The sequence below is a fragment of the Noviherbaspirillum sp. FW303-A3 genome, assembly GCF_058788695.1.
This window is the reverse complement of the sequence record NZ_JBYTAZ010000003.1, coordinates 1-23,975: the sequence shown is the minus strand read 5'-3', so window position 1 is coordinate 23,975 and position 23,975 is coordinate 1. Positions and strand designations below refer to the sequence as shown.

Here is a 23,975-nt window from a genome sequence, read left to right as displayed (position 1 = left end):
GTAACCCGAGCCGGGCAAACTCTTGCTACGGCGCCATCCGCATGTCGGTGACTTGGGCAAGGATTACCGCGAACAGTTTGTCGTCATCGACCCACTCCTGAATCGGCGTCCATCCACCCGCCCTCAGCAGCAGCCTGGCATCCCGTGGCCCATACTTGATGCTGTTTTCTGTGTGGATAGTCTCGCCAGCATTCATACGAAAATCGGCATTCGCCACCGAGAACTCCACGCTTCTCACGGCACGCAGATGCATCTCAATTCTTGCTTCTTCATCATTCCAGCGTGCCTCGTGCCGGAATGCGTCAACTGGAATGTTCCCCTTCAGCTGCCTGTTGATCCGATGCAGGATGTTGAGATTGAACTGTGCAGTCACTCCTTGCGCGTCATCATAGGCTCGCACAAGCATTTCTTCGCACTTGATGCGATCGACTCCGATCAGCAATTGCGCTCCTGCTCCAAGGGTGTCAGCCATGCTGCGCAGCAAGTCCACAGCCGTTGGTGCAACCATGTTGCCGATGGTCGAGCCTGGGAAGAAGCCAATCCGTTGCACGCCGCCCAGTTCCGGCATGTTGAACGGCTTCGTGAAGTCAGCCACCACCGGATACATTGGCAGGGACGGGACAACGCGCGACAGTGCCTCGATCGCCTCGCCGAGAAACTCGCCCGAGATATCGATAGGAACGTACGCAGACGGCCTAAGAGCCGATAGTAGCAATTGTGTCTTTTGGGACGAACCTGAACCGAACTCCACCACAGCTCGACCAGGTCCTACAAACGCTGCAATTTCTGGCATGTATTTGGCCAGGATGGCGCGCTCTGTGCGCGTCGGGTAGTACTCTGGGAGTTGCGTGATGCGCTCAAACAGGTGAGAGCCCAGGTGGTCGTATAACCATCGCGCCGGGATTGCTCGCTGCACAGAAGACATCCCAGCCAGCACATCTGCACGAAATGCCACATTGAGTGCAGTGCTTGGCCTCACAAGTGCCATATCAAATTCGTTCATCTCAGAGATCCTTCGCGAGGCGCACGCCAGTAAACTGCCAACGTTGATGGGGATAGAAGAAGTTCCGATAGCTTGCCCGCGTGTGCCCCCTTGGCGTCGCGCAGCTGCCACCCTTAAGGACGAACTGTCCAGACATAAACTTTCCGTTGTACTCGCCGATGGCGCCCGGGGCTGGCCGGAAACCCGGATAGGCCGAGAAGGCGCTGGAAGTCCATTCCCAGACATCTCCGAACAGCTGCTGCAGGCCTTGTTCGCCCCCGGCGGAACGTGGCGTCACCGCGCCTGCACTGTCCAAGAGATTGCCAACCGATGGATCAAACTGTTGCGCCGCCGACTCCCATTCGGCTTCTGTGGGCAGGCGTGCTCCCGCCCAACGAGCGAAAGCATCGGCCTCGTAGTAGCTCACGTGACATACGGGCGCATCTGGCAAAAACGGACCCACGCCATGCAGGCCAAATTGCATGAAGTCACCTTTTGACTCCGCTAAACGCCAATGCAGCGGCATCTTGATCTCGTTTTGGCGGACCCATGCCCATCCATCGGACAGCCAAAGCTGTGGCGATTCATACCCACCATCCAGCACAAACTCCATCCACTCGTCGTTCGTTACCAATCGGCTGCCCAACGCATGAGGAGCCAACCAGGTCCGATGCCGGGGCTGCTCACAATCGAATGCAAAGCCATCTCCGCGGTGACCAACTTCTGTCAACCCTTCGACTCCAGACACCCACTCGAACGCGGCGGCCGATTGAACGTCCCTCCTGCCTTGTCGGACGGGCCAAACGGCCGGCGCAAGAGGGTTCAGGGAGAAGAGGTAGAGCACATCAGTTTGCAGAAGCTCCTGATGCTGCTCCTCGTGCTGGCAACCCAATTCAACGCGCTCCAATGCTTCTTGCGACAGACTATCGATGGCCTCCATCACGGCAGCGGTCACGTGCGTCCGATAGCGACGAATAGTGTCCAGCGAGGGGCGCGTCAGAACGCCCCGAAGCGGCCTCGCAAGGCGCGGACCTTCTGCTTCGTAATAGCTATTGAAGAGGAAGTGGTATTCGGGATCCACGGGGCGGTAGCGATCGACAAAACGCCGAAGGACAAAATTTTCGAAGAACCACGTGGTGTGGGCCAGATGCCACTTGGCAGGTGACGCGTCGGGCATGCCTTGAACACTTGCATCAGCGTCAGACAGTGGGCTCGCCAACGCATCGGTCAACGCTCGCACACGTCGAAAGCGATCTTTCAGCTTGTCAGCAATGTTCATGGTCTTGGCCTCAATCCTGGATCTCGCGCAGAGACGAAGCGTTGGTCTGCGCAACCGTCGCTGCAGGCCCCTCAACGCCACATCGAATTTATTGGAAGCAGATCCATTGTAACCTACATGAATGATTTTTGCAGGTTACCAAAGCCGTACCGCTTGTCGTTGTCGCCTACGCGTCGAGATCCTGGGCGTGACGTCGGGCGCAGTGCCAACCGCTAATGGCTGCGCGTTGCTGAGTAAGCGTTACTCTTCATGTCGATGGTGGCCAGAACGCCGGGCACGCTTGAGCCTCGCAAAAGGAATAGAAATCCCTATCGTCACGGTTCAGGCTACCCGCGAAGGAACCGCACCCGAGCGCAGTGCAGTGTCTGCCCAACCAAGTGAGTGTGGCGAGTTCCCGAACACCGGCAAATCGAGACAATCCTACCGAACGTCAAACCGCAAGTATGGCGAAGTTCAGACGTCAAACCCCTGTAGTTCCTCGCGCATCCAGTCAATGAAAACACGAGTACGCGCAGGCAGCAGGCGGGAATGCGGGTAGACGATGCTGACCGGCCGCGGCGGTGGTTCAAAGTCCTCCAGCACCACGACTAGCCGCTTCTCCCGCACTAACGGCGCAACCTGATAAGAGAGAAAGCGGCCGAAGCCCATGCCGGCCGCGCACGCCTCCAGGATCGGCGCCACATGGTTGAAATCCAGGTTGCCTTTCACCGGCACATTGAACGTGCGGCCTTTTTCGCGAAAGCTCCAGTTCGGCGATCCCGCGTTGTTGCGCACGCAGCTGGCCTGGCGCAATTCATTCGGGTGCCGCGGCACGCCGAAACGGCCCAGATAGTCAGGGCTGGCCGCTACCACAGACCGGATGCTGCCAAGCGGCAGTGCCACCAATGACGAGTCGTCTAGCGGGCTGATGCGGATGGCCACATCGATATCCTCTTCCAGCAGGTTCACCACGCGATCGTGCAGCAGCACGGAGCAGCGCATCTTGTCGTAGCGATGCAGGAAGCGTGTGACCGCGGGCGCCACATGCATATGACCGAACAGCACCGGTGCCGTCACGGTCAGCTGGCCGGCCGGTTCATGGGAACCGGCAGTGAGCGTGGCATCGGCTTCGTCCACCGCCGCGAGTACATGGCGGCAGCTTTCCAGGTAGCGCTTGCCTTCTTCGGTGAGGGCAATGCGCCTGGTCGTGCGCTGGAATAGGCGCACGCCCAGGTGTGTCTCCAGCGAGGCGAGCGCGCGAACCACGGCGGGCAGCGAATATTGCTGTGCACGAGCCGCCTTGGTCAGACTGCCATGCTCAGCAATCTGTACGAAATTCTGGATCGCCTTGAGTTTGTCCATGTCACATATTAGACCGATAAATGGAGTAGTCAAATTACATCGACGGTATTTATCAAGAATTCAGAATCAAACACAATCCAGCTACTGACTTACCGCAGCCCCGAAAGGATTGCCATGAACTCGTCCACCGCGTCACACCGGGCACCAGCTGAGCGGCCAAGCCGCCCGATCAAGCTCCATCGCATGGCTTTGTCGGGACACTGTCACCGCGTGGAGTTGCTGCTGTCGTTGCTCAATCTTCCGTACGAGCTAGTGGACATCGACACAGCAAACCGCACGCACAAGTCTCCGGAATTTCTAGCCAAGAACGCTTTTGGACAAGTGCCGGTTATTGAAGACGGCGACGTCACGCTTGCTGACTCCAATGCCATCCTGGTCTACTTGGAAGCCCGTTACGCACCAGGCCAATGGCTGCCGCGCGATCCTGTGCAGGCATCCGCCGTGCAGCGTTGGCTTTCGGTGGCGGCCGGCCAGTTGACCTACGGGCCCCACCTTGCCCGAGTGATTACACTATTCAAGCGGCCAGGCGACGCCGCCGAACCCATTGCGCGTACCAAGGCGCTGCTCGAGGTGATGGAGGGCGAGTTGAAAACGCGTCCTTTTCTCGCGGGCGAGCGTGCCACGCTGGCTGACCTGGCCAATTACGCCTATGTCGCGCTCGCGCCTGAAGGCACGGTATCACTTGCACCCTTCCCGGCCATCCGCGCCTGGCTTGCGCGCATCGAGGCACTGCCTGGCTTCGTGCCCATGAAGCGGTCTGTCCTCGAACAGGGGGCCTGAGATGGATGCACCGATGAGCTTGAACGACGGTTTCCACGAAGGCGAACGCGCCATACAAACGCGGGTTGGCGTTCGCGAACGCATGTCCGAGGTCGGCTCGCGCGTGATTCGCAGCTATATGCCGGAGCAGCACCGCCAGTTCTTCACACAACTCCCCTTTCTCATAGCTGGCACCGTCGATGGTGCCGGACAGCCCTGGGCTTCGGTACTGGCCGGGCCGGCGGGGTTCATCACATCGCCGACCCCTGAGCAGCTGGCAGTACAGGCGTTGCCGCTGGTCCATGACCCGCTTGCCCAGACACTGGTGTCCGGCGCCCCCATCGGGCTGCTCGGAATCGAGCCCCATACGCGGCGGCGAAACCGCATGAACGGCGTGGTCGGGCGGCTCGATGCGAGAGGCTTTTCGGTACAAGTCATCCAGAGCTTTGGCAACTGTCCGCAATACATCCAGGCACGCGAACCTGAGTACGTTGGTGCCGATGGCAATGCGGCGCTTGCCTTGCATTGTGCGGACCTGCTGGACGACGCAGCGATGGAGCTGATCCAACAGGCTGACACCTTCTACATCGCCACGGCGCATCCTGCGGCGCGTGCGCACGCAGGCACCGTCCCAGATGGGCCTGAACGTGCGCAAGGCGTCGATGTATCGCACCGTGGGGGCAAGCCAGGCTTTGTGCGAGTGGACGGCCTCGGAATGCTCACCGTGCCGGATTTCTCGGGCAACCTCTTCTTCAACACCCTGGGCAACATCACCGTCGAGCCCCGTGCGGGCTTGCTCTTCATCGACTTCTTGACCGGCGATCTGCTGCAAGTCAGCGTACGCGCCGAGATCATCTGGGACGGCACAGAGCTCGCCGGATTCCAGGGCGCCGAGCGCTTGCTGCGCTTTGCTGTGACTGGCGTGAGGCGCATGTCAGCCGCCTTGCCCCTCCGCTGGGGGCAGGCCACACTGTCACCGGTGCTGGAACGCACGGGCGACTGGATGAACCATCATCCGAAATATTCCTGAGACCCCGAATCGACTGATGGCCCGCAGGCAGGCGAACTCAGAAGCGGCGTCGCGCGCTCGATAAAAAACTCGCGGTGGCGGTCGCCACCTCCAATGCTTGCATGGAAAGAAATGCCGTGGTGAGGTGACTGGTCTGCTTGCGGCGATGCTGTCAAGCGCAATGACAGGAGAGACCGTTCGCGCGTCAAATGCTGCGGCTTGCGATTGTAGAACATCTCGACGTAATCGAAGATGTCCGATGTCGCTTCAGCGCGCGTAGCGTAGCGCGTTCCGTGCACACGTTCATTCTTCAGCCCATCATTGACCTGGGCGACTGCCTGCTCCTTGAACTCGGCCGTGTATGACTTCTTCGGCAACTTCACCGTCGATTCTCCTTCCAATCAGTGATTCATACCATCTTCTGTTGGAAGGCGGAAATTCGGGGGAAGCTCATTTGGATAGAGCGCCGACGCCTAACTACTAACAACGTGTAATTCATTAGCTATTAGATTATGCAACTCATCCGGTCACGTCTTTTCCAACTCAGCGTAGGGAAAAAGATTACTTACTTCACGTTTGGTCTCGTCACTTCTATTTTTGCTGCTTTTGTAATATTCACTAGCTATTCGTCAACCAAGCTTTTGGAAGACGAGACTATCAGCGGAATGAAGCAAGATGTTAAGTCGGCCGAAGATATCATCGAAGTTTTCACCCATGCCCAATTGGGAAGTGTTCAACGTTTCTACACCGCCTTTGTTGCCGAATTTCCTGGTGCCTTTGCGTTGAACACATCAAAAGAAATAGACACTGGTGGAACCCTAACCCCAGTGCTCAAGAACAGCGACACTGAACTGAACCTAAACTTTGAAAAGGTCGACCAGTATTCTGCAAAAACTGGGATTACAGCCACTGTCTTCGTAAAGAAGGGCGACGGGTTTGTCCGAATTGCCACTTCCGTAAAAAAGGAAAACGGGGAACGTGCAGTTGGCACGGCGCTAGACAAAAAGCACCCGGCACATGCACTGCTCGCCGCCGGCAAAGTATATCGGGGCATGGCAACACTGTTTGGCAAACCGTTTGTTACCGAATACCAGCCAATATTTGATGCTACGCACCAGGTGGTAGGCGCGCTATTTGTTGGCGTAGACATCTCCAAAGACGTTGAGCTTTTGAAGGAAAAAATCAAGGCACTCAAGGCCGGCGAAAATGGGTTCTTCTACGTCCTTAATGCAAAACAGGGTAATGACCTTGGTGCTGTAGTCGTGCATCCGTCGCAACAAGGAAAAAACCTGCTGGCAAGTAAAGACGAGAATGGTCACGAGTACATTCGTGAAATGCTCCAAATGAAGTCAGGCATGATGCGATACACCAGTATGGAGAGTTCTATCGGGGATACTGAGTTTCACGAGCGTGTCGCCGTCTTCGAAACCAACCCGGACTTTCAATGGACAATTGTTGGCGTAACTCTTTCGGACGACATTGTCAAAAATGTGGTGCGGTTGCGCAACTTATCTGCATTCTTTGGCGTGGCCGCTATTGTGGTCTTTGCGATGGCACTGTATATGCTGATACGCCGCGTAGTGACTGTGCCACTTGAACAGGCCCGTAATGCAGCTAAGCTGTTGGCTGACGGAGACCCCCGGTGTCAGACTAGTTGTCGCGTCACCTGATGGAAGTAAATCTTATCGGGGGCGGTTAAAGAGTCGAAGTGAAGGCATATTCAGCGGAACGGAAAGAAGCGGTGTTGCGACGGATGATGCCTCCGGAGAACAAGGCGGTATCGGAACTGGCCAAGGAGACTGGTATCACTGAACAGACGCTCTATACTTGGCGGCGTCAATTGAAGAAACAGGGAATGCCGGTGCCGGGAGATGGGAAGAATCCCGAGGGATGGTCCTCGGAAGACAAGTTTGCGGTGGTGCTGGAGACGGCCGCGCTCAATGAAGCGGAGCTGGCCGAGTATTGCCGGCGCAAAGGTCTGTACGTGGAACAGATTGCGGCGTGGCGCGAGGCATGTCGGGCCGCCAATGCGAATGCGGGCGAGCAGGCGCGCAGCCAGCGCGAGCAGTCGAAGGAAGACAAGAAGCGCATCCGGCAATTGGAGAAGGAATTGCATCGCAAGGAGAAAGCGTTGGCCGAAGCGGCGGCGCTGCTGGTTCTGCGAAAAAAAGCCCAGGCGATCTGGGGGGACAAAGAGGAAGACTGATCAGCGCCCCAGATCGCCGTTTATGTGTTGCGTTGATCCGTGAAGCGCAAGAGGCTGGCTGCCGCTTGCATTGTGCCTGTGCCGAACTGGAATTGAGTGTGCGCACGTTCTTTCGCTGGGTGCGCGAAGGGGATGAGGTAATTGGCGCCGATGGTCGCACGACGAACGTCCGGCCGGCGCCTGCGCACAAGCTCAGCGAGTCTGAACGCGAGCGGATGCTGGCGGTGGCCAACAGCGAGGAATTCGCCAGCTTGCCGCCCTCGCAGATCGTGCCGACGCTGGCTGATCGTGGTGTCTATCTGGCGTCGGAATCGAGCTTTTATCGGGTGCTGAAACAGGCATCGCAGCAGCATCACCGAGGGCGCGCGAAGAAGCCTTCCGAGCGCGTGGTGACGAGTCATTGCGCGACCGCTCCGAACCAGGTGTGGAGCTGGGACATCACGTGGTTGCCGGCGGCGTTAAAGGGTCAGTATTTTTACTGGTACGTGATGCTCGACGTGTTCAGCCGCAAGATTGTTGGCCATGAAGTGCATGTGGCGGAATCAAGCGAGCTGGCCGCGCTGCTGATGCGCAAGGCGAGTCTGGCCGAAGGGTTGGGCGGGCGCCCGCTGGTGCTGCATTCGGATAACGGCAGCGCGATGAAAGGCGCCACCATGCTGGCCACATTGGAGCATCTGGGCGTGGCTGCGTCGTTCAGCCGACCGCGCGTGAGCAATGACAATGCCTATGCCGAGTCGCTGTTCCGCACTTGCAAATACCGGCCCGATTACCCGAGAAAACCGTTCGACAGTTTGGAACAGGCGCAGGCGTGGACGCAGCAGTTTGTTCGCTGGTACAACCAGGAGCACAAGCACAGTGGCCTGAAATTCGTGACACCGGGGCAGCGTCACGCCGGGCAAGCGACTGCCATTCTGAGACATCGTGAGCACCTCTATGCCGCCGCCAAAAACAGCAATCCGAGGCGATGGTCAGGGCAGACAAGGAATTGGGAATTGCGGGATGAGGTTTGGCTGAATCCGGAACGGAGTCAGGCGGAACAGCTAAAGCAGGCAGCTTGAGGTCATGTGACAACTACGTTGACAAACGCCGGAGATTTGGCCGCCCGTGTAGATTTGCGCAGCCGAGATGAACTCGGTCAGTTAGGCACAGCTATCAACGGCATTAGCGAGGGCTTGACCAAGGTGGTAAATGCTATCCGTGAAGGCACACAGAATGTGACTGTATCAGCGCAACAAATTGCAGCAAGCAACATGGATTTGTCGGCTCGAACTGAGCAGCAGGCAAGCGCCTTGGAAGAGACTGCATCCTCTATGGAAGAACTGACGTCAACAGTCCGCAAAAATGCGAACAACGCACAAGAAGCCAGCAACCAGGCAAAGACTGCCTCCGACATCGCCGCCACAGGCGGCATGGAGATGGACCAAGTGGTCGATACCATGACTGACATCGCTAATGCATCAAGTAGGATTAGCGACATCATCTCGGTCATTGACGGTATTGCTTTTCAGACCAATATCCTAGCGCTGAATGCAGCGGTTGAAGCAGCACGCGCAGGTGAGCAGGGCCGTGGTTTTGCGGTTGTTGCCACGGAAGTCCGAAACTTAGCCAAGCGGTCCGCGGATGCAGCGAAAGAAATCAAAGACCTGATTAACGCATCCACGGAAAAGGTACAAGTGGGCACAAAACAGGTGGAAGCAACGGGCAAGACGATGGACAAGATTGTGCTGAATGTGCAGCGAGTTACTGACCTCATGAATGAGATAAGCGCCGCCAGTCATGAACAAAGCGGTGGAATACATCAAGTCAATGAGGCAATCAGCCAGATGGAGCAAGCTACGCAGCAAAATGCGGCACTCGTCGAAGAGGTTGCAGCGGCTGCTACATCAATGCGCGACCAAGCCACAATGCTTTCCGAGCTTGTTCAACAGTTCAAGCTAGGAAAAAACAAATAGACTGCTGCTGATGCTGACCGTTCCGTTTGCTCAAATTTGCGGCTTCTGGTTTGGCTGGAAGCTCGGGCATGCGGTTCGGTCGTCGGGCTGTTCCCCTTTCTTTCGAATGCTTACTGATCCGGCATAGGTTTGTTTGACTCCCTAAGAAGATGCGGCGTACTTTACTAGCGCATGCTGGAAGTACTTTTTCACGCGTTCGGGCAATTTACTAATCCTGCGCAAATGACTGATGACGGCATTTTTCAAGTCGCCCTTGCGACGCACCGGCGCCCTCTTGGTAAGAGCCTCTTTCAAGTCTGCATTCAACAGTTCGTCCGGATTCAATTCCGGACTGTAGGACGGCAGGTAAAACACCTCGATGCGATCCCGATGCTCGTCAAGCCAGGTGACCACCGACGGCGCATGATGCACCTTCAGGTTGTCCAGGATCAGGAACACCTTGCGCCGCGCATCGCGCACCAGGCGCTGCATGAAGTCGATCAGCAGTGCCGCATTGATTGCCCTGCTCAACACCATCCAGCGCACCGTGCCGCGATTGGTCACCGCCGAGATCAGGCCAACATTTTCGCGCCGGTGATTCGGGCGCACCACCGGCGTGTCGCCACGCGGCGCGTAACTGCGGCCTCGCACGTCGTCGCTGCGCAAGCCGGTCTCGTCACCCCAGTGAATCTCTCCGCCTTCCATCTTCGCGCGACGTGCAATGGCGGGGTATTCTTCATTGAGCCAGGCCTGCACCGCTGCCGGATTCTGCTCATATGCTTTATCCAGTGGCCGTTGTGCCGTGAAGCCCCAGCGTTGCAGGTAGCTGCCCACCGTGCGCACCGGCAGTGTCATGCCGTATTCCTTCTCGATCAGCGCGCTCACCGCTGGCCGGCTCCACAGCGCATACGGCAGATCCAGCTGGTCGGGCGTATGCGCATGGATCAGCTGGCGGATCGCCAGTTGCTGCTGCTCATCCAGAATGCAGCCCGCGCCTTTGTCCGGCCCGCGATGTTCCTGCACGGCCACCGCCTCCCAGCCGCCGCGCTGGTAAGCCTGCACAGCCGCAATGACAACGCCCTTGGACAATTCCGACAACGCGCATACCTGTTTCAGTTTCATGCCGCTCAGGCGCAACGTCACTGCGCGCCGCCGTCGTTCGTTCAGTGCTGCCACCGGCAGCAGCCTGCTGTCGCTTCGTTCCATCGCCGACATCCCAGTAGGTATCATCGATATCGTTTGACGTGGACGGCCGACGCAAAATTCCGGCAACACTTGGCATTCACTGCAGCAAGATTTATAGGAAATCAGGTCCGGCAAACTGAGGCCGGATCAATAGCTACTCAGCACACAGAATTTCTGACACCGCCTAACTCTTCCGCGATCTATGGGCCGCCTGTTTCGCGCGGTTCCCACAAATAGCCATGCAGCACCAACGCCGCGCATGGCGTCTGGATTTATCCACAAAAACCAATGTGCAGTTATGACCTTCACACGACTTCACCTGGGTAAAGGTCTCATTACAGACAACATCTGCCATGGCTTCTGCAAGAGGTAGCAACAACGCTTCTGGTGAGCGCCACCGACGATCCCTTATCCAGGCAACGCCATCACTCTCATTACTTTTCACGATCTGGCCAAAGCCCTCATCACGAGCGAGCAAGCGATTGAGCGGTTCGAGCTCCGATACGACGGAATTCGGAAGCGGCCGACCTTTGTGGTTGAGGACGAAAGCCCGGAACCACTCTCTTAAACCCCTGGCTTGAGCTGCAATGGCATCAAGCTCTCCAGGACCTGCGCTCTGCTTGAACTCATCCAGCACGTTTTGCGGGACCAACTTGGCGTGGCCTAACCAATTTAAGAAGTCCTGCCCCGAGCCCAACCATTCGACCGGCGCATCAAAAGGTGTAGCGATTGAATTCAAAAAATCGAGTCCCACGGCATCGGCGATGAACATTGGCGGGGGGAGTTTTCGATCCATTTCAGCGTCCTTTCATACCTTGCACAACTGCATAGTAACCTATTTGATGAAACCTTTAAAGTTACTATTTTAGCAAGTTGTCCAGGTTAAAGCCTTGATATCTGTGCTCCATGGAGCAGGAAGAATACAGCGAGAGCAGATATCGAGTTGTTGATGATCTCGAACATAAATGGACTCATCAATGGCGCGCCATTGATGTCAAGAAATCGCCTGCGTAACCTCTCACAAATCACTTGACAGGTTACTTCGCGACGCGTAACCTTTAACCCGATCCCACTGTGGTTATTTCTTCAAATGGAGCCTGTCATGAATCAAGTGCTCAGCAAGAAGGTTGCTGTAGATGGCCTCGAGGTTTTCTATCGCGAGGCTGGTTGTCCGAGTAAGCCCACCCTGTTGCTGCTTCATGGCTTTCCAAGCAGCAGTCATATGTTCCGAGACCTGCTCCCACTGCTTGCGGAGCACTTTTACCTTGTGGCGCCGGATCTGCCGGGGTTTGGTCAAACCCAGCTGCTGCCGCGAGATAAGTTCGCTTATACCTTCGAGAACCTGGCCAACGTCATTGCCCGATTTACTGAGGTACTCAAGCTGAATCGATTTGGCATTTATGTTTTTGACTATGGTTCGCCAGTTGGTTTGCGTCTGGCCACCAAGCACCCCGAACGCGTCACGGCCATCATCACCCAAAACGGGAATGCCTATCTGGAAGGCCTGAGCGCGGGTTGGAATCCGATTCGAAAATATTGGCAGGAGCCGAACCAGGTTAATCGCGACGCTCTGCGTCAATTGCTTAAGCCCGAGACCACCTTCTGGCAATACACGCATGGTGTCGCCAATGTTGAAACAGTGTCACCGGACGGCTATTCCCTTGATGATTTCTATATGACGCGACCGGGCGCGCATGAGGTCCAGCTGGATTTGTTCCTGGACTATGCAAACAATGTTTCGCTCTATCCCGAATTCCAAGCCTACCTCCGTAAATACCAGCCACAAGTTCTCGCCGTGTGGGGTCGTAACGATCCCTTCTTCCTGCCCGCCGGCGCGGAAGCATTCAAGCGAGACGTCCCGAGCGCAAAGGTTGTGTTCTATGAAACCGGCCACTTTGCCCTTGAGACGCACGCCGCCGAAATTGCTGTGGAAATTCACGAGTTCATTGGACTCACAAAAGCTGTGGCTGCATAGGAGTGACTACTGGCCCATTCCCCCACCCGCACAAGTTGCCGGCAATTGTGGCAAGTCAGGTTCGCGGTTCGCTTGCGCAGGCACATCAGGCTCCGGCTTTGCCGAAAAAAATCAACTACCTATGAAAACAATGCTTACGCCACACCTGGCACGGCGATCTTAAGAACTTGACGCAGCAGTAAGAAACAGGAAAGTGAATATCATGGGAAACCGTCTTGAAGTCCTTGTCCACTATGAACTAGAGGCGTTGCTCGCCGCCCTTCGACGTGATATGCGTAATGAATTGGACAATGCAGCGGAGAGCCCTCAATGGGCGGATTACCACCGCGCCAATGCTCGTATCATCAAAAGGATTCTTGAAGTTCTCAATCCGAAAAGGCGTCTTTGCACCCAACCCAGTACCGCCGTTCCAGACATGTTTTGACCTCCTGAGGCGCCCCAGTTCGTTCGGATAAATATCCTGGCTCGTTACTAATTGGATCGCTGCGGACTTAGGGTTGCCCACCGCGCCGCACGATCTTGCCCTGCGCATGGAGCGGCGGGTGCCGCCGCGGGTAGCCCTTCATCTGCAAACTCCCACTTAACGAAGCCCAATTCTCGTGTCCAGACAAACGGGGCCCCTTCCAGGGGCCTACTAGAACCGTCCGCATTAAAGGAGACTTCCATGTTCGAAGGCTTTTTGGCCAGAAATATCAAGGTGAACGGCATCTCGATACGTTGCGTGATTGGCGGCGAAGGCCCACCCCTTCTGCTGCTGCATGGCTATCCTCAGACCCATGTAATTTGGCATAAGGTAGCTCCCGCGCTGGCACAGCACTTCACCGTCATAGCAAGTGATTTACGTGGATACGGTGATAGTGAAAAACCAAAAGGACTGCCGGACCACAGCAATTACTCCAAACGGACGATGGCGACTGATCAGGTGCTACTCATGCAAGCCCTTGGGTTTGAGCGTTTCGCCGTGGTCGGCCACGATCGAGGCGGCAGAGTCGCCTATCGCATGGCATTGGACCATCCGGAGCGAATCACAAAACTGGTGACACTTGATATTGCACCGACATTTGCCATGTACGAGAAGACCACGATGGCATTCGCCATCGCCTATTACCACTGGTTTTTTCTAATTCGGCCGGCCCCCTTTCCGGAGACGATGATTCAGGAAAATCCTGAACTTCACCTGAGCCATACCCTCAGCGGGAGCAGTGCCGGACTGGCGCCATTTACCAATGCAGCTTATGCGGAGTACCTGCGCTGCATATCTCATCCGGATGCGCCCCACGGAATTTGCGAGGATTACCGTGCAAGCGCATCCATTGATCTCGTTCACGAAAGAGCTGATCGCAGCGTAAGCAGGAAGATCACTTGCCCCATGCTGGCACTTTGGGGAAAGCATGGCGTCATCGAAAAATGCTTCGATCCTTTGCTTGAGTGGAAAGTCATTGCAGAAAACGTCTCGGGCCATGCGTTGCCTTGCGGGCATTACATTCCCGAAGAGGTCCCAAGGCTGCTGCTGGAAGAGTTAAGTCTCTTTTTTAAGATTCCAGCACTGAAGGATGCCACCCTTCCCCAATGAACTGCGCCCCACCAAAACGTTTAATAAAAACCCATCTCCATTTAGAAAAGAAAACGCATGATGAAAGACGATAATCACTTGCCCGAGGTCGCATCGGACGGATCTCAACGTAACCGCAAATTGCGAAATCGCGCTTGGGCTGGCTCCGCCGCAATCGTCGCTTTGGCCATAGCCGGCGGTGCAATGCTGCAATCAAAGAATTCCACTGCTACGGCGAACCCGACCCCGCCAGCGCCAGTGGTTGCGGTCAGTACTCCGCTTCAGCGAGAAATGGCTCCGCAGATCGGTTTCCTGGGACAGTTCTCGGCCATTCAGCACGTGGAACTACGCGCGCAGGTAGGTGGCATGCTCACCGAAATCCACTTTAGAGACGGAGATATCGTCCGCAAGGGGGATCTGCTGTTTGTGATTGATCCGATACCCTACAAGATTAAACTAAGCCAGGCCCAAGCCCAGCTCGAGACGGCAAATGCGCGACTGGACTTGGCAAACAGGGAGTTGGAACGCGCGCAGACACTGCGCAACGAGGATGCTGGCAGCGAACAAAATGTTGATCAACGAAATGCCGAAAAGCGTTCGGCTCAGGCGGCGGTCGATGCAGCCAAAGCACTCATCCTCGATGCTCGCTTCGATCTAGACCGCACCCGCATCACTGCCCCATTTACGGGGCGCATCGGCAATCACCAGGTCTCGGTGGGGAATCTTGTTTCAGGAAATCGTGCGGGCAGCGGCCCAACAACGCTGCTTACCACTCTCGTATCTATGGATCCGATGTATCTTGACTTTGATATAAGCGAAGCCGACTACATGGCTTTCGTGCGCGAGCGGACCAAGAATAAAGGCGCCGTTTCGAGCAAGGTGCAGATCTCGTTAAGCGACGAGAAGTCCTACGAACGCGAAGGTACTCTTAACTTCATTGATAACGCACTGAACCGTTCAAGCGGGACGATACATGCACGCGCCACGGTCTCCAATGCAGACGGTCTACTCACACCCGGCACCTTCGCGCGTGTACGTCTCGCTATTTCCAAACCGGCGCCTACCTTGCTCGTGCCCGACGCCTCCGTGCTAAACGATCAAGCAAACCGTATGGTATTGACGGTAGGCACTGACTCCACAGTCCAACAAAAGGTGGTGGAAATTGGCGAACTGCGTGATGGCTTGCGCGTAATCCAATCCGGTCTAGATCCGAAGGACAAAGTCATCATTGATGGCATTCCGACAGCCACGCCGGGGGCAAAGGTTTCACCTAAAGACGTCGCGATTAAAGTCGCAGGCAACGGCGGCTAACGCGGAGATTGATCATGAAACTTGCCCATTTTTTCATTGATCGCCCGCGCTTCGCGACAGTGATCAACATTTTTATCGCTCTATTTGGCTTCGCGGCGATGCTCTTCCTGCCAGTGGCGCAGTATCCGGACATTGTGCCGCCGACCATTCAGATCACGACAGGCTTTCCTGGCGCATCAGCAGAAACCGTGGCGCGCACGGTCGCAACCCCGTTAGAACAGGCAGTCAACGGGGTTGAGAACATGGACTACATCACGAGCCAGTCCACGGGTGACGGCCGCTTAACCACGACCGTGATCTTCAAGGTGGGCACGGACCCTAACACCGCTCTCATGCTTACGCGTAATCGGGTGCAGGATACCTTGTCACGATTGCCCCAAGAAGTTCAGCTGCAGGGTGTACAGGTTAAGAAGACCATCCAAGCATTACTGCTAGGAGTTCACGTCTATTCTCCGGATGGATCACGCAGCCCTACATATCTATCGAACTATATGCTGAGCGTGCGCGACGAAATCGCCCGTTTGCCAGGCGTAGCTGATTTCTGGGTGTTGGGTGAACGGCAGTACGCCATGCGCGTGTGGATCGATCCGGACAAGGCCGCTGCATACAAAATCAGCGCCAATGAAATTCTGAGTTCTTTGCGCGCGCAGAACGCGCAGGTGTCGGCTGGCGTGCTTAACCGACCACCTATTGCCAGTGACGGCGCATATCAAATTAACGTAGAGGCGCTAGGACGCCTGACTACGCCTGAACAATTTGCGGACATCATCGTCAAGTCCGATGCCCAAGGCCGTGTTACCCGCATCCGTGATATTGGCCGCGTGGAGCTCGGCTCGGCCGACTACGGGTCAATCGCCTACGCCGATCAGCATCCTGCCGCTCCTTGGTGGGTGATTGCTACTCCTGGTGCGAACGTCGTGGAAGTACAGCACGCCGTGTGGAATAAGATGGAAGAGCTCAAGAAGAACTTCCCGTCTGGCGTGGACTACATGAGGATCTACGACCCGACCAACTTTGTCAGTGAATCGATCAAGCAGGTGATTACTACGATCATCGAAGCGATCATCCTGGTCGTAGTTGTGGTTTATCTTTTCCTGCAGAACTGGCGCGCAACCATCATTCCGGTTGTAGCCATTCCAATCTCTCTGATCGGCACCTTTGCGGTTCTCATGATGTGCGGTGCATCGATTAACAATCTCTCGCTATTCGGACTTGTGCTCGCGGTTGGCATCGTCGTCGACGACGCAATTGTTGTCGTAGAAAACGTAGAGCGCAACATGGCCGTCGGTATGTCCCCCATCGATGCCGCGCACCGTACGATGGAAGAAGTTTCCGGGGCCCTGATAGCTATTGCCCTGACGCTGTGCGCAGTCTTTGTTCCGGTGGCGTTCATCCCTGGCATTTCAGGCCTGTTCTTTAAACAGTTCGCCATCACCATTGCCGCCTCCACGGTGATCTCTTGCTTTGTGTCGCTCACGCTCAGCCCGGCCCTGTGCGCTGTACTGCTCAAAGCCCATAAAGTCGGCGAAACGCACGAAGAACCTGATGGCCTGGCTCGCCGACTGATGCCATTCTTCTCACGATTCAATAACGGCTTTGAATGGCTGTCTACCAAGTACGGCAAGATCACTGCCCGCTTCGTTCGCGCCACTGCCGTCATGCTGGTAGCCTACTTTGCCCTGATCGGCACCGCTGGTCTCCAGATGTCTCGCATGGGCACCGCCTTCATTCCTGACCAGGACATTGGCTACCTCGCTGTGATCGTCCAGCTGCCACCAGGTTCGAGCCTGTCGCGAACGGACGAAGTAATTCGGCAGGTCAATGACATCGCGCTGAATACACCTGGTGTAGCCCACACCTCGGCGACCAGTGGCTTTGACGTCGCAACGTCAACTGTTGCCCCCAATGTTGGCACCGTCTTTACTTCGCTCCCTTCGCTGTATGGCGAACACATCCCTGGCGTCAATGCCGCGGTGATGGTTGAGCGTCTGCGCGAGCGCCTTTCAGTAGTCAAGGACGCCTATGTTGTCGTCATCCAGCCACCGCCTATACAAGGTCTGGGTGCTGCAGGCGGTTTCAAGCTGATGGTCGAAGACCGGGCCGGCCTGGGACCGCAAGCCTTGGCAAAGGCCACGAACAGTCTTGTCGCAGCAGCCAACAAGGACCCAGCGTTTGGTGGCGCATTTACACTCTTCAACGCTGGCTCACCGTCCGTGTATGCCGACATCGATCGCCTGAAAGCTGAAAAGGTCGGACTGACTCCAACTGACGTGTTCTCGACAATGCAGATGTATCTCGGCTCGCAATACGTCAACGACTTCAACTACCTGGGCCGCACGTACCAGGTCATTGCCCAAAGCGATGAATCGTTCCGCAAGACACCAGAAGACATCGCACGCCTGAAGGTGCGAAACGCGCAAGGCGAGATGGTGCCCCTAGGCACAGTGGCGAACTTCAAGAACGACACTGCCCCCTATCGAGTGCCGCGCTACAACTTGTACCCCGCATCCGAAATCCTGGGCGCTGCTGCACCTGGCGTATCCACCGGCACTGCTTTGAAACGCATGGGCGAGCTGGCGAAAGAAGTGCTGCCACCTGGTATGACGTTTGAGTGGACTGACTTGGCCCACCAGCAGGAGCAGCAATCAGTTCCCACGCTGGCAATCTTTGCAGCTGCAGCGCTGTTCGTATTCCTTGTGCTCGCTGCGCAATACGAAAGCTGGCGCATCCCATTAGCAATCGTCCTGATCGTGCCGATGTGTCTGCTGGCCGCCGCTTCTGGCTTGGCCGTGCGCGGAATGCCCATCGACATACTGGCACAAATTGGCTTTGTGGTACTCGTTGGCCTGGCGGCGAAGAATGCGATCTTGATCGTGGAGTTTGCAAAGCAACGCCAGGAAGAGGACGACATCAGCGCCGAAGAAGCCTCAGTGGAGGCGGCCAAAGTTCGCCTGCGTCCGATTCTGATGACCTCGCTCGCCTTCATTGCCGGTGTCGCTCCCCTTGTAGTAGCGAGCGGCGCAGGGGCCGAAATGCGCCAATCCTTGGGCACTACCGTCTTCTTCGGCATGATCGGTGTGACCATTTTTGGGCTTCTATTTACGCCAGCTTTCTACACCATCGTTCGCAGAATTCGCGGCTTCGGTGGCCAGCTCATGAAAACAAGGAGCGCAGCATGAAACATTTTTCCTTAACTCTCACGAAGTCAGCGATCAGTGGCTTGCTCATCGGTGCGGTGCTGACTTCCTGCGCTGTGATACCAGACTACAAAGCACCGGATGTGAAGCTTGCACCTTTTAACAATGGCACGCTTGAATCAGAGAGGACCAGTAAGGCAGCGCCCTCACTTGAAAGATGGTGGAAAGGTTTCGACGATCCCGTGTTAGTAGTAATCATTGAGCGCGCGGTCAAAGAGAATCTGGATTTAGCCGCAGCGATGGCCCGCGTCAGCCAGGCACGGGCGATGGCTGGCGGTGCCGATGCTCAGCTTCTGCCGACAGTGGATTTGAATGCTTCAGCTTTTGCCTACAGGCAGAGCCTGAAAAGCCCTACAGCTGCTATCGCCGGCGGCAGCCCAGGATTCAAGCGAAATTTCCACGAACTGGCAGTTGGTCCTGTGGCCAGCTGGGAACTGGATCTTTTTGGAGGTCTACGTCACGGCGCGGAGGCTGCAAGCAACGAAGCCCAAGCTGCCGAGGCTGATCACGCCGGGACCCGTGTGATGGTCGCGGCCGACGCCGCCGATGCGTACTTTCAGATTCGTGGGTACCAAGCTCGCATTGCTATTGCTGAAAAGCAGATTGAGACCGACGAGCAGCTTCTGAAACTGGTACAAAGACGCTACAACGCCGGCGCCGCGCAAGGTCTGGAAGTGGCACAAGCCGACGCGCACCTGAAGTCGGCTCGAGCGACCGTACCGCAGCTGCGCATCGCGCTGAACCAGCAGTTGAATCGCCTGGACGTGCTCATGGGTGCCCAGCCGGGAACGTACGCCAATGACCTGCGTGAGATTCGCCCAATTGCTGGTATCCCGTCCGTACCATCTGACGCCGAACCTGTTCAGGTGCTGCGTCGGCGACCGGATGTAATTGCGGCCGAGCGTCGTCTGGCTGCGTCTCACGAGCGCATCGGCGCAGCGATTTCGGACTATTACCCAAAGCTGTCTGTCACTGGACTTTTTGGATTTGACAGCATAGGCGGCAAGCTTTTCACATCAGATGCTTTCCAGAGCGCCGGCGGAGGGGTGCTGCGCTGGAGACTGTTCGATTTCGGCAAAGTGGACGCAGAAGTGGCTCATGCAAAAGGCGCCAACGCTGAAGCGCTCGCATTGTATCGAAACTCGGTGTTGCGAGCAGTCGAGGACATCGAGAACGCGTTCGTTGGACTTACGCAAACGCAAATCCATACCAAGCAGATTGACGACCAAGTCAAGGCGCTGAGCAAGGCACGCGATCTTTCCGAGCGCGCCTACCGTGCAGGCACAATCACGCTTACCGACGTGCTCCTTGCCGACCAACAGCTCTTGGCGGCACGCGACCAGCTTGACGCGTCCCGCTCGGCAACGGCTAGAGCCGCCGTAGGCGTGTTCCGCGCTCTGGGCGGCGGCTGGGACGTAACGCCGGCATCCGCAACCAATCCCAAGGTGGCGCTACGGTAACAGTGCATGCCAATTCTTACCGGCAGCGAAGCGCAATGATTGGCGGCGTGCAGCCTGCACACTAACTCTAACAGTCTGTTGAAATTCGCCCCGGCCCATGCGCAATACACTGATCCTGATCGGGCAAATCCATCACAACGAGCAGGAAGGGTGGCCCCGATCACCAGGGCCGGCAGGGGCCTGGCCATGGTATTCACCTCAACCCTTCGCGCGGCGAGTACAAGAAAGCTGTCCGTTCAAGGCTCGTCGCGCGGCTGATCTGCTGCTTATTCCGGCTCAACTCCATCAAAAGGAACTGCAATGTCTGGAAGATGCGCCATACGCCCAAAGACGAAGCTTCTCTCCTGGCAAAGTTGCGCCGTTTCATGCCCGCTGGCCCGGTCGAGAGAGGCCTGAGGAAGTCCTTCGGACTCGCTTGCAAAACTCGCATTGACGAAAGGTCATTGGCACTTGCGAAACAGGTGAACAAGAAAAGAGAATCATGGCAAACCGACGACAATTGCAAGTGATCGGTGCAGCGCGCGCCGGTGACCCTGCCGCCCAGTTGGCCCTGGGGCGGCACTATCTATTCGGAACCGCTGGCATGCAGCAGAACTACGCCACTGCATTGCATTGGCTCGACCGCGCGGCACGCCAGCACGTTGACGAAGCGTGGAAATTGATCGGAAAGCACATTCCATTTACGATCGCGCAGCGGGCAGTGAACTTGCCGCAATTGCCAATCTGGTACGAGAAGGCTTTCGACGCGGGCGAGATGCAGGCCGGACTGGTGTTTGCACAGATTGCGCTGAATAGTTCGGCAATCACTTCGGCCATGCGAATCAAGGCCATGCATACCCTGCGTACCGCGGCACAAGCCGGCATCGCAGAGGCGCAGTGGATGCTGGCGCAGCAGCATGAAAATAATGCACCGGAGACGGCGGCAGCCCTGCAACTACCCGAGGAAAAGCTTGCCGCACCCATGCAATGGGCAATCTCGGCAGCAAATGGCGGCATTGTCGCCGCGCGCTATGCGCTTGCGGAACGCGCCTGGGCCACTTCCGATTTCCACGCCTTCCTGCGTTGGTCGTTGCCGCTGGCGCGCGACCTCGCCCGCAGGGCTGAGGCAGGCTCACCCTGATCGTACATGCAGGACAACATACTCACTACGGAAGAAATGCGGCTCCTGGCGCGTTGTGCCCAGGTGCTCATCCACTGTCCCGACGGCGACAAGCAAGAGGCGAAGCGTTTCCTTCTGCTTGCCGTTAACGCAGGAGATCGTGATGCGCAACTGCATTGGGGATTGTGGCTGGCAAGAATGGATATATCGGGCAAACGCATCGCCTCGCTGCCCGGCGCGGCGAGATACAAGGAGGCGATCGCCTGGCTGAGACGTGCCGGCGAACAAGGCGCGGCTCAAGCCTGGTACGCCATCTCCCGGATCTACATGAAATCCGAGTTCTCGCGGCGCAGCCTGGAGGACGCGCACCGCTACCTGGTCATGGCGGCGGAAGCCGGCGATCGCAAAGCGCAGCAGGCGCTCGGCAGCTGGATCTGGCGCACCCGCAAGGCCGATCCGTCAAGCGATGTGCAGGCAGTCTACTGGTTGCAGAAAGCGGCGGCGCAAGGCTGTGTCTCCGCCGCGCCGCTGCTGGAAAAGATCGCATCCCGCCCGATGCCTGCGACGTGGGCATTGGCGGCACAGCGCCAATTGGCCAATGCATCGTCCAAGGTCCCGCAAGTCCTCATGGCGCGCGTCGCGTTGGCCGCGCGATTCGGCTTGTCTATCCCGGAAGCGCTGTTGATCGATCCGGCGAGAGCCGATCGCTGCCACTGCATGGTGGTCGACATCCGTAACAGCTACGCGCGCGGCAAACGCCGGCTCATTCTGGTCCAGACACCGGAAGAACGCCGGGTGCTCGACGACACGATCCGGCTCTTCGAAGGTTTCGATTGCAGCGCGAACGGACCGGAAGGCCATTACCGGCAGCGACTGTACCGGCTCAAACGGCTTGTCCCCGACTGGAATGCCTTGTCAGCGGACGCCGCCGGCGCCACGATGGCGTCCGCCGCCTGATTTGCCTGCACAAATTCAGCCTCGGATTTCTGCCCGGCTTCCTTCTTCACGATCGACGCCATGATCAGCGCGTCCATCAACGCGAACGCGCGGCTGGACGCGAAAAGCTATTCTCTCGGCATGCGTTACACCATGGGCGCCGGGCACCTGATGGGTGCGGTCGGTCACACAAAGAATGCATTGTTCCCTGACAGCGACGTCACGCTGATTGCGCTCGGCTACGACCATCACCTGTCGAAGCGCACCGATGTCTATCTGGTCTTCGCGCAGGCGAACAATCAGGCCAATGCGCAATACGCGTTGGGCGGCGCCAGCTATAGCGGCGGCTTCACCACGGCAGGCGGGCAGGACGCGAGAGCTGTGCAGTTCGGCATGCGCCATCGCTTCTGAAACGCTCCGGACAAAAAAGCGGTGCGCAAAGCGCACCGCTCGAATGCCCCTCGGTCATTGCAAGCCTACGCTTGCAATGCTCCATCAGAACGTGTGACGCACGCCGACATTGAACTCGCTGGCGGTATTGCCCGGCACCGCGACACGCAGGCTGGAAGAGCTGTCGTTGTCCAGACGGCCATAGCTGGTGTACAGGTTGGTGCGCTTGGACAGCGTATGCGAGTAGCCCAGGGCCCATTGCTTGGCATCCGCGTTGGCGGCAGCACGGTTGTCCTTCTTCGCGAACGAAGCCATCACGGTGCCTGCCGCGCCAACCGGTGCAGTCGCGCCGACCAGCCAGTCGCGCACGTCCGTCGTGCCTGTACCCTTGACGCTTGCGTAGGCAATGAAAGGCTTGACCATGCCGAGGTCATAGTTGCCGCCGACGAGCCAGGTGCGGCGATCGTCCGTGCCAGTTGCATCGTTGACCTTGGTATAGGTCAGCACTGCATCGAGCGGACCGTTCTTGTAGCCGGCGAAGCCGCCGATGACGCGCCGGGCACTGGTGTTGCCGGCGACTTCACCGAAGCTATACTGCAGCTCGCCGCGGAAGCCTCTGGCAGAGTAGTTGTAGGTCAGGTTGTTGTCGAAACGGCTGCCTTCATATTCAGTGTTGAAGATGCGCGCGGAGTCGCCGGCCAGGGCGTTCCCGAACGGGTCGAACGTGGCCAGGTTGGCATACACCGGAGTGAACTGACGGCCGGCCTTGATCGTGCCGAAGCCGCTCGCTACACCAACCCAGGCCTGGCGGTTGAACAGCGTGTTGGCCGCAGCCAGCCCGCCGGTGTCAAGATTGAAACCGTTTTCCAGTTGAAACATTGCGGACAGACCGCCGCCGAGATCTTCTGACCCCTTGAAGCCGAGGCGGCTACCGCTCTGCTTGCCGCTGTCCAGGCTGGTGGTGGTCGTGGAACCGTTGTCGGTGCGGACCAGGCCAACATCGACAACGCCATAGATCGTCACGTTGGTTTGTGCGGATGCAGCGCCTGCGAACGCACCCAGCATCGCTAGTGCGAAAATCGATTTATTCATAGCGTATCCCTAAAGTTGATTTGACTGCCCCTGTAATCCAATAGGATGGGCGTAGTGACGATAATTCTCTGAGGGGAAACACATCTACCCGCTTCGTGCGATGCGATTTCGCTTGTCGGGAAAATCCTGTGCAATGGAGGTATTGCGTCATATTTCCGCAACATGGATTTTGCACATGTAGCGGTTGACAAGCGCTGGAATGCGTTTGCTCTAGTTTGGCAAATTCTCTTGCTCGTGGAGCATGCTGATCTCGAGACAATCGCCGGTGCAA

At 57.0% G+C, this 23,975-nt stretch carries 20 protein-coding genes and 2 pseudogenes; 15 read left to right on the top strand and 7 right to left on the bottom strand.

All coding sequences use genetic code 11. The features are described 5' to 3' along the window. Positions 1-25 precede the first annotated feature (25 nt). The 3 genes from egtD to AC3WOY_RS27900 all read right to left on the bottom strand — a co-directional run bounded on the left by egtD (position 26) and on the right by AC3WOY_RS27900 (position 3,602). Positions 26-1,003: an L-histidine N(alpha)-methyltransferase gene (gene egtD / locus AC3WOY_RS27910; RefSeq protein ID WP_492429765.1), complete on the bottom strand. Its 978-nt coding sequence runs from the start codon at positions 1,001-1,003 to the stop codon at positions 26-28. Between the two features lies 1 nt (position 1,004). After that, on the bottom strand, positions 1,005-2,261 hold the full coding sequence (gene egtB / locus AC3WOY_RS27905) for an ergothioneine biosynthesis protein EgtB (RefSeq protein ID WP_492429763.1): 1,257 nt from the start codon (positions 2,259-2,261) through the stop codon (positions 1,005-1,007). 453 nt (positions 2,262-2,714) lie between these two features. Then, entirely contained in the window at positions 2,715-3,602 is an 888-nt protein-coding gene (locus tag AC3WOY_RS27900; RefSeq protein ID WP_492429761.1) for a LysR family transcriptional regulator, read from the bottom strand. A gap of 114 nt (positions 3,603-3,716) precedes the next feature. On the opposite strand from AC3WOY_RS27900, the gene AC3WOY_RS27895 reads away from it, so the two are divergent. Continuing rightward, positions 3,717-4,382 (top strand): glutathione S-transferase family protein, encoded by a 666-nt coding sequence (locus AC3WOY_RS27895; RefSeq protein WP_492429759.1) that lies wholly within the window; start codon positions 3,717-3,719, stop codon positions 4,380-4,382. A 13-nt stretch (positions 4,383-4,395) separates the two neighbouring features. Next, on the top strand, positions 4,396-5,391 hold the full coding sequence (locus AC3WOY_RS27890) for a flavin-nucleotide-binding protein (RefSeq protein WP_492429757.1): 996 nt from the start codon (positions 4,396-4,398) through the stop codon (positions 5,389-5,391). A 188-nt stretch (positions 5,392-5,579) separates the two neighbouring features. On the opposite strand, the pseudogene AC3WOY_RS27885 reads toward AC3WOY_RS27890, so the two are convergent. Beyond that, positions 5,580-5,684: pseudogene (locus tag AC3WOY_RS27885) on the bottom strand (IS3 family transposase); the annotation flags it as partial. 198 nt (positions 5,685-5,882) lie between these two features. Between AC3WOY_RS27885 and AC3WOY_RS27880 the strand changes: the two are divergent. The 3 genes from AC3WOY_RS27880 (at position 5,883) to AC3WOY_RS27870 (ending at position 9,528) form a co-directional block, all read left to right on the top strand. Next, the gene (locus AC3WOY_RS27880) at positions 5,883-7,040 is read left to right on the top strand and encodes a Cache 3/Cache 2 fusion domain-containing protein (RefSeq protein ID WP_492429756.1); all 1,158 of its coding nucleotides are present in this window, start codon (positions 5,883-5,885) and stop codon (positions 7,038-7,040) included. Positions 7,041-7,078: 38 nt separating this feature from the next. Then, a protein-coding gene (locus AC3WOY_RS27875) for an IS3 family transposase (RefSeq protein WP_492421301.1) occupies positions 7,079-8,634 on the top strand; the annotation gives its coding sequence in 2 pieces (ribosomal slippage) (positions 7,079-7,541 and positions 7,541-8,634; 1,557 coding nt in all). 6 nt (positions 8,635-8,640) lie between these two features. Then, positions 8,641-9,528 carry a methyl-accepting chemotaxis protein gene (locus AC3WOY_RS27870; RefSeq protein WP_492429755.1) on the top strand — a complete coding sequence of 296 codons (888 nt, stop codon included), beginning with the start codon at positions 8,641-8,643 and terminating at the stop codon, positions 9,526-9,528. Between the two features lie 141 nt (positions 9,529-9,669). On the opposite strand, the gene AC3WOY_RS27865 is transcribed toward AC3WOY_RS27870, so the two are convergent. Both AC3WOY_RS27865 and AC3WOY_RS27860 read right to left on the bottom strand, forming a co-directional pair. Then, positions 9,670-10,713, bottom strand: coding sequence for an IS630 family transposase (locus AC3WOY_RS27865; protein ID WP_492429753.1), 1,044 nt, complete (start codon positions 10,711-10,713; stop codon positions 9,670-9,672). 163 nt (positions 10,714-10,876) lie between these two features. Then, a complete protein-coding gene (locus AC3WOY_RS27860; protein ID WP_492429752.1) occupies positions 10,877-11,488 on the bottom strand; it encodes a CGNR zinc finger domain-containing protein in 612 nt (203 codons plus the stop codon). Positions 11,489-11,794: 306 nt separating this feature from the next. Here AC3WOY_RS27860 and AC3WOY_RS27855 point away from each other — a divergent pair, with 306 nt between their 5' ends. The 10 genes and pseudogenes from AC3WOY_RS27855 to AC3WOY_RS27810 all read left to right on the top strand — a co-directional run bounded on the left by AC3WOY_RS27855 (position 11,795) and on the right by AC3WOY_RS27810 (position 22,633). Beyond that, entirely contained in the window at positions 11,795-12,667 is an 873-nt protein-coding gene (locus AC3WOY_RS27855) for an alpha/beta fold hydrolase (protein ID WP_492429751.1), read from the top strand. A 202-nt stretch (positions 12,668-12,869) separates the two neighbouring features. Continuing rightward, positions 12,870-13,091 carry a hypothetical protein gene (locus tag AC3WOY_RS27850; protein WP_492429749.1) on the top strand — a complete coding sequence of 74 codons (222 nt, stop codon included), beginning with the start codon at positions 12,870-12,872 and terminating at the stop codon, positions 13,089-13,091. A gap of 240 nt (positions 13,092-13,331) precedes the next feature. Next, positions 13,332-14,240 (top strand): alpha/beta hydrolase, encoded by a 909-nt coding sequence (locus AC3WOY_RS27845; RefSeq protein ID WP_492429748.1) that lies wholly within the window; start codon positions 13,332-13,334, stop codon positions 14,238-14,240. Between the two features lie 57 nt (positions 14,241-14,297). After that, positions 14,298-15,530, top strand: a complete 1,233-nt coding sequence (locus AC3WOY_RS27840; protein WP_492429746.1) for an efflux RND transporter periplasmic adaptor subunit — start codon at positions 14,298-14,300, stop codon at positions 15,528-15,530. 14 nt (positions 15,531-15,544) lie between these two features. After that, complete coding sequence (locus AC3WOY_RS27835; RefSeq protein WP_492429745.1) at positions 15,545-18,709, top strand: efflux RND transporter permease subunit; 3,165 nt, start codon at positions 15,545-15,547, stop codon at positions 18,707-18,709. After that, complete coding sequence (locus AC3WOY_RS27830) at positions 18,706-20,187, top strand: efflux transporter outer membrane subunit (RefSeq protein ID WP_492429744.1); 1,482 nt, start codon at positions 18,706-18,708, stop codon at positions 20,185-20,187. Before AC3WOY_RS27835 ends, AC3WOY_RS27830 begins: the two co-directional genes overlap by 4 nt. A gap of 305 nt (positions 20,188-20,492) precedes the next feature. Beyond that, positions 20,493-20,603 (top strand): annotated as a pseudogene (locus tag AC3WOY_RS27825) (oxidoreductase); the annotation flags it as partial. 65 nt (positions 20,604-20,668) lie between these two features. Then, positions 20,669-21,307 (top strand): SEL1-like repeat protein, encoded by a 639-nt coding sequence (locus AC3WOY_RS27820; RefSeq protein ID WP_492429742.1) that lies wholly within the window; start codon positions 20,669-20,671, stop codon positions 21,305-21,307. A 6-nt stretch (positions 21,308-21,313) separates the two neighbouring features. Beyond that, positions 21,314-22,243 (top strand): tetratricopeptide repeat protein, encoded by a 930-nt coding sequence (locus AC3WOY_RS27815; protein ID WP_492429741.1) that lies wholly within the window; start codon positions 21,314-21,316, stop codon positions 22,241-22,243. 60 nt (positions 22,244-22,303) lie between these two features. Further along, complete coding sequence (locus AC3WOY_RS27810) at positions 22,304-22,633, top strand: porin (RefSeq protein WP_492429740.1); 330 nt, start codon at positions 22,304-22,306, stop codon at positions 22,631-22,633. An 84-nt stretch (positions 22,634-22,717) separates the two neighbouring features. On the opposite strand, the gene AC3WOY_RS27805 is transcribed toward AC3WOY_RS27810, so the two are convergent. Beyond that, positions 22,718-23,704 (bottom strand): porin, encoded by a 987-nt coding sequence (locus AC3WOY_RS27805; RefSeq protein ID WP_492429738.1) that lies wholly within the window; start codon positions 23,702-23,704, stop codon positions 22,718-22,720. Positions 23,705-23,975 lie beyond the last annotated feature (271 nt).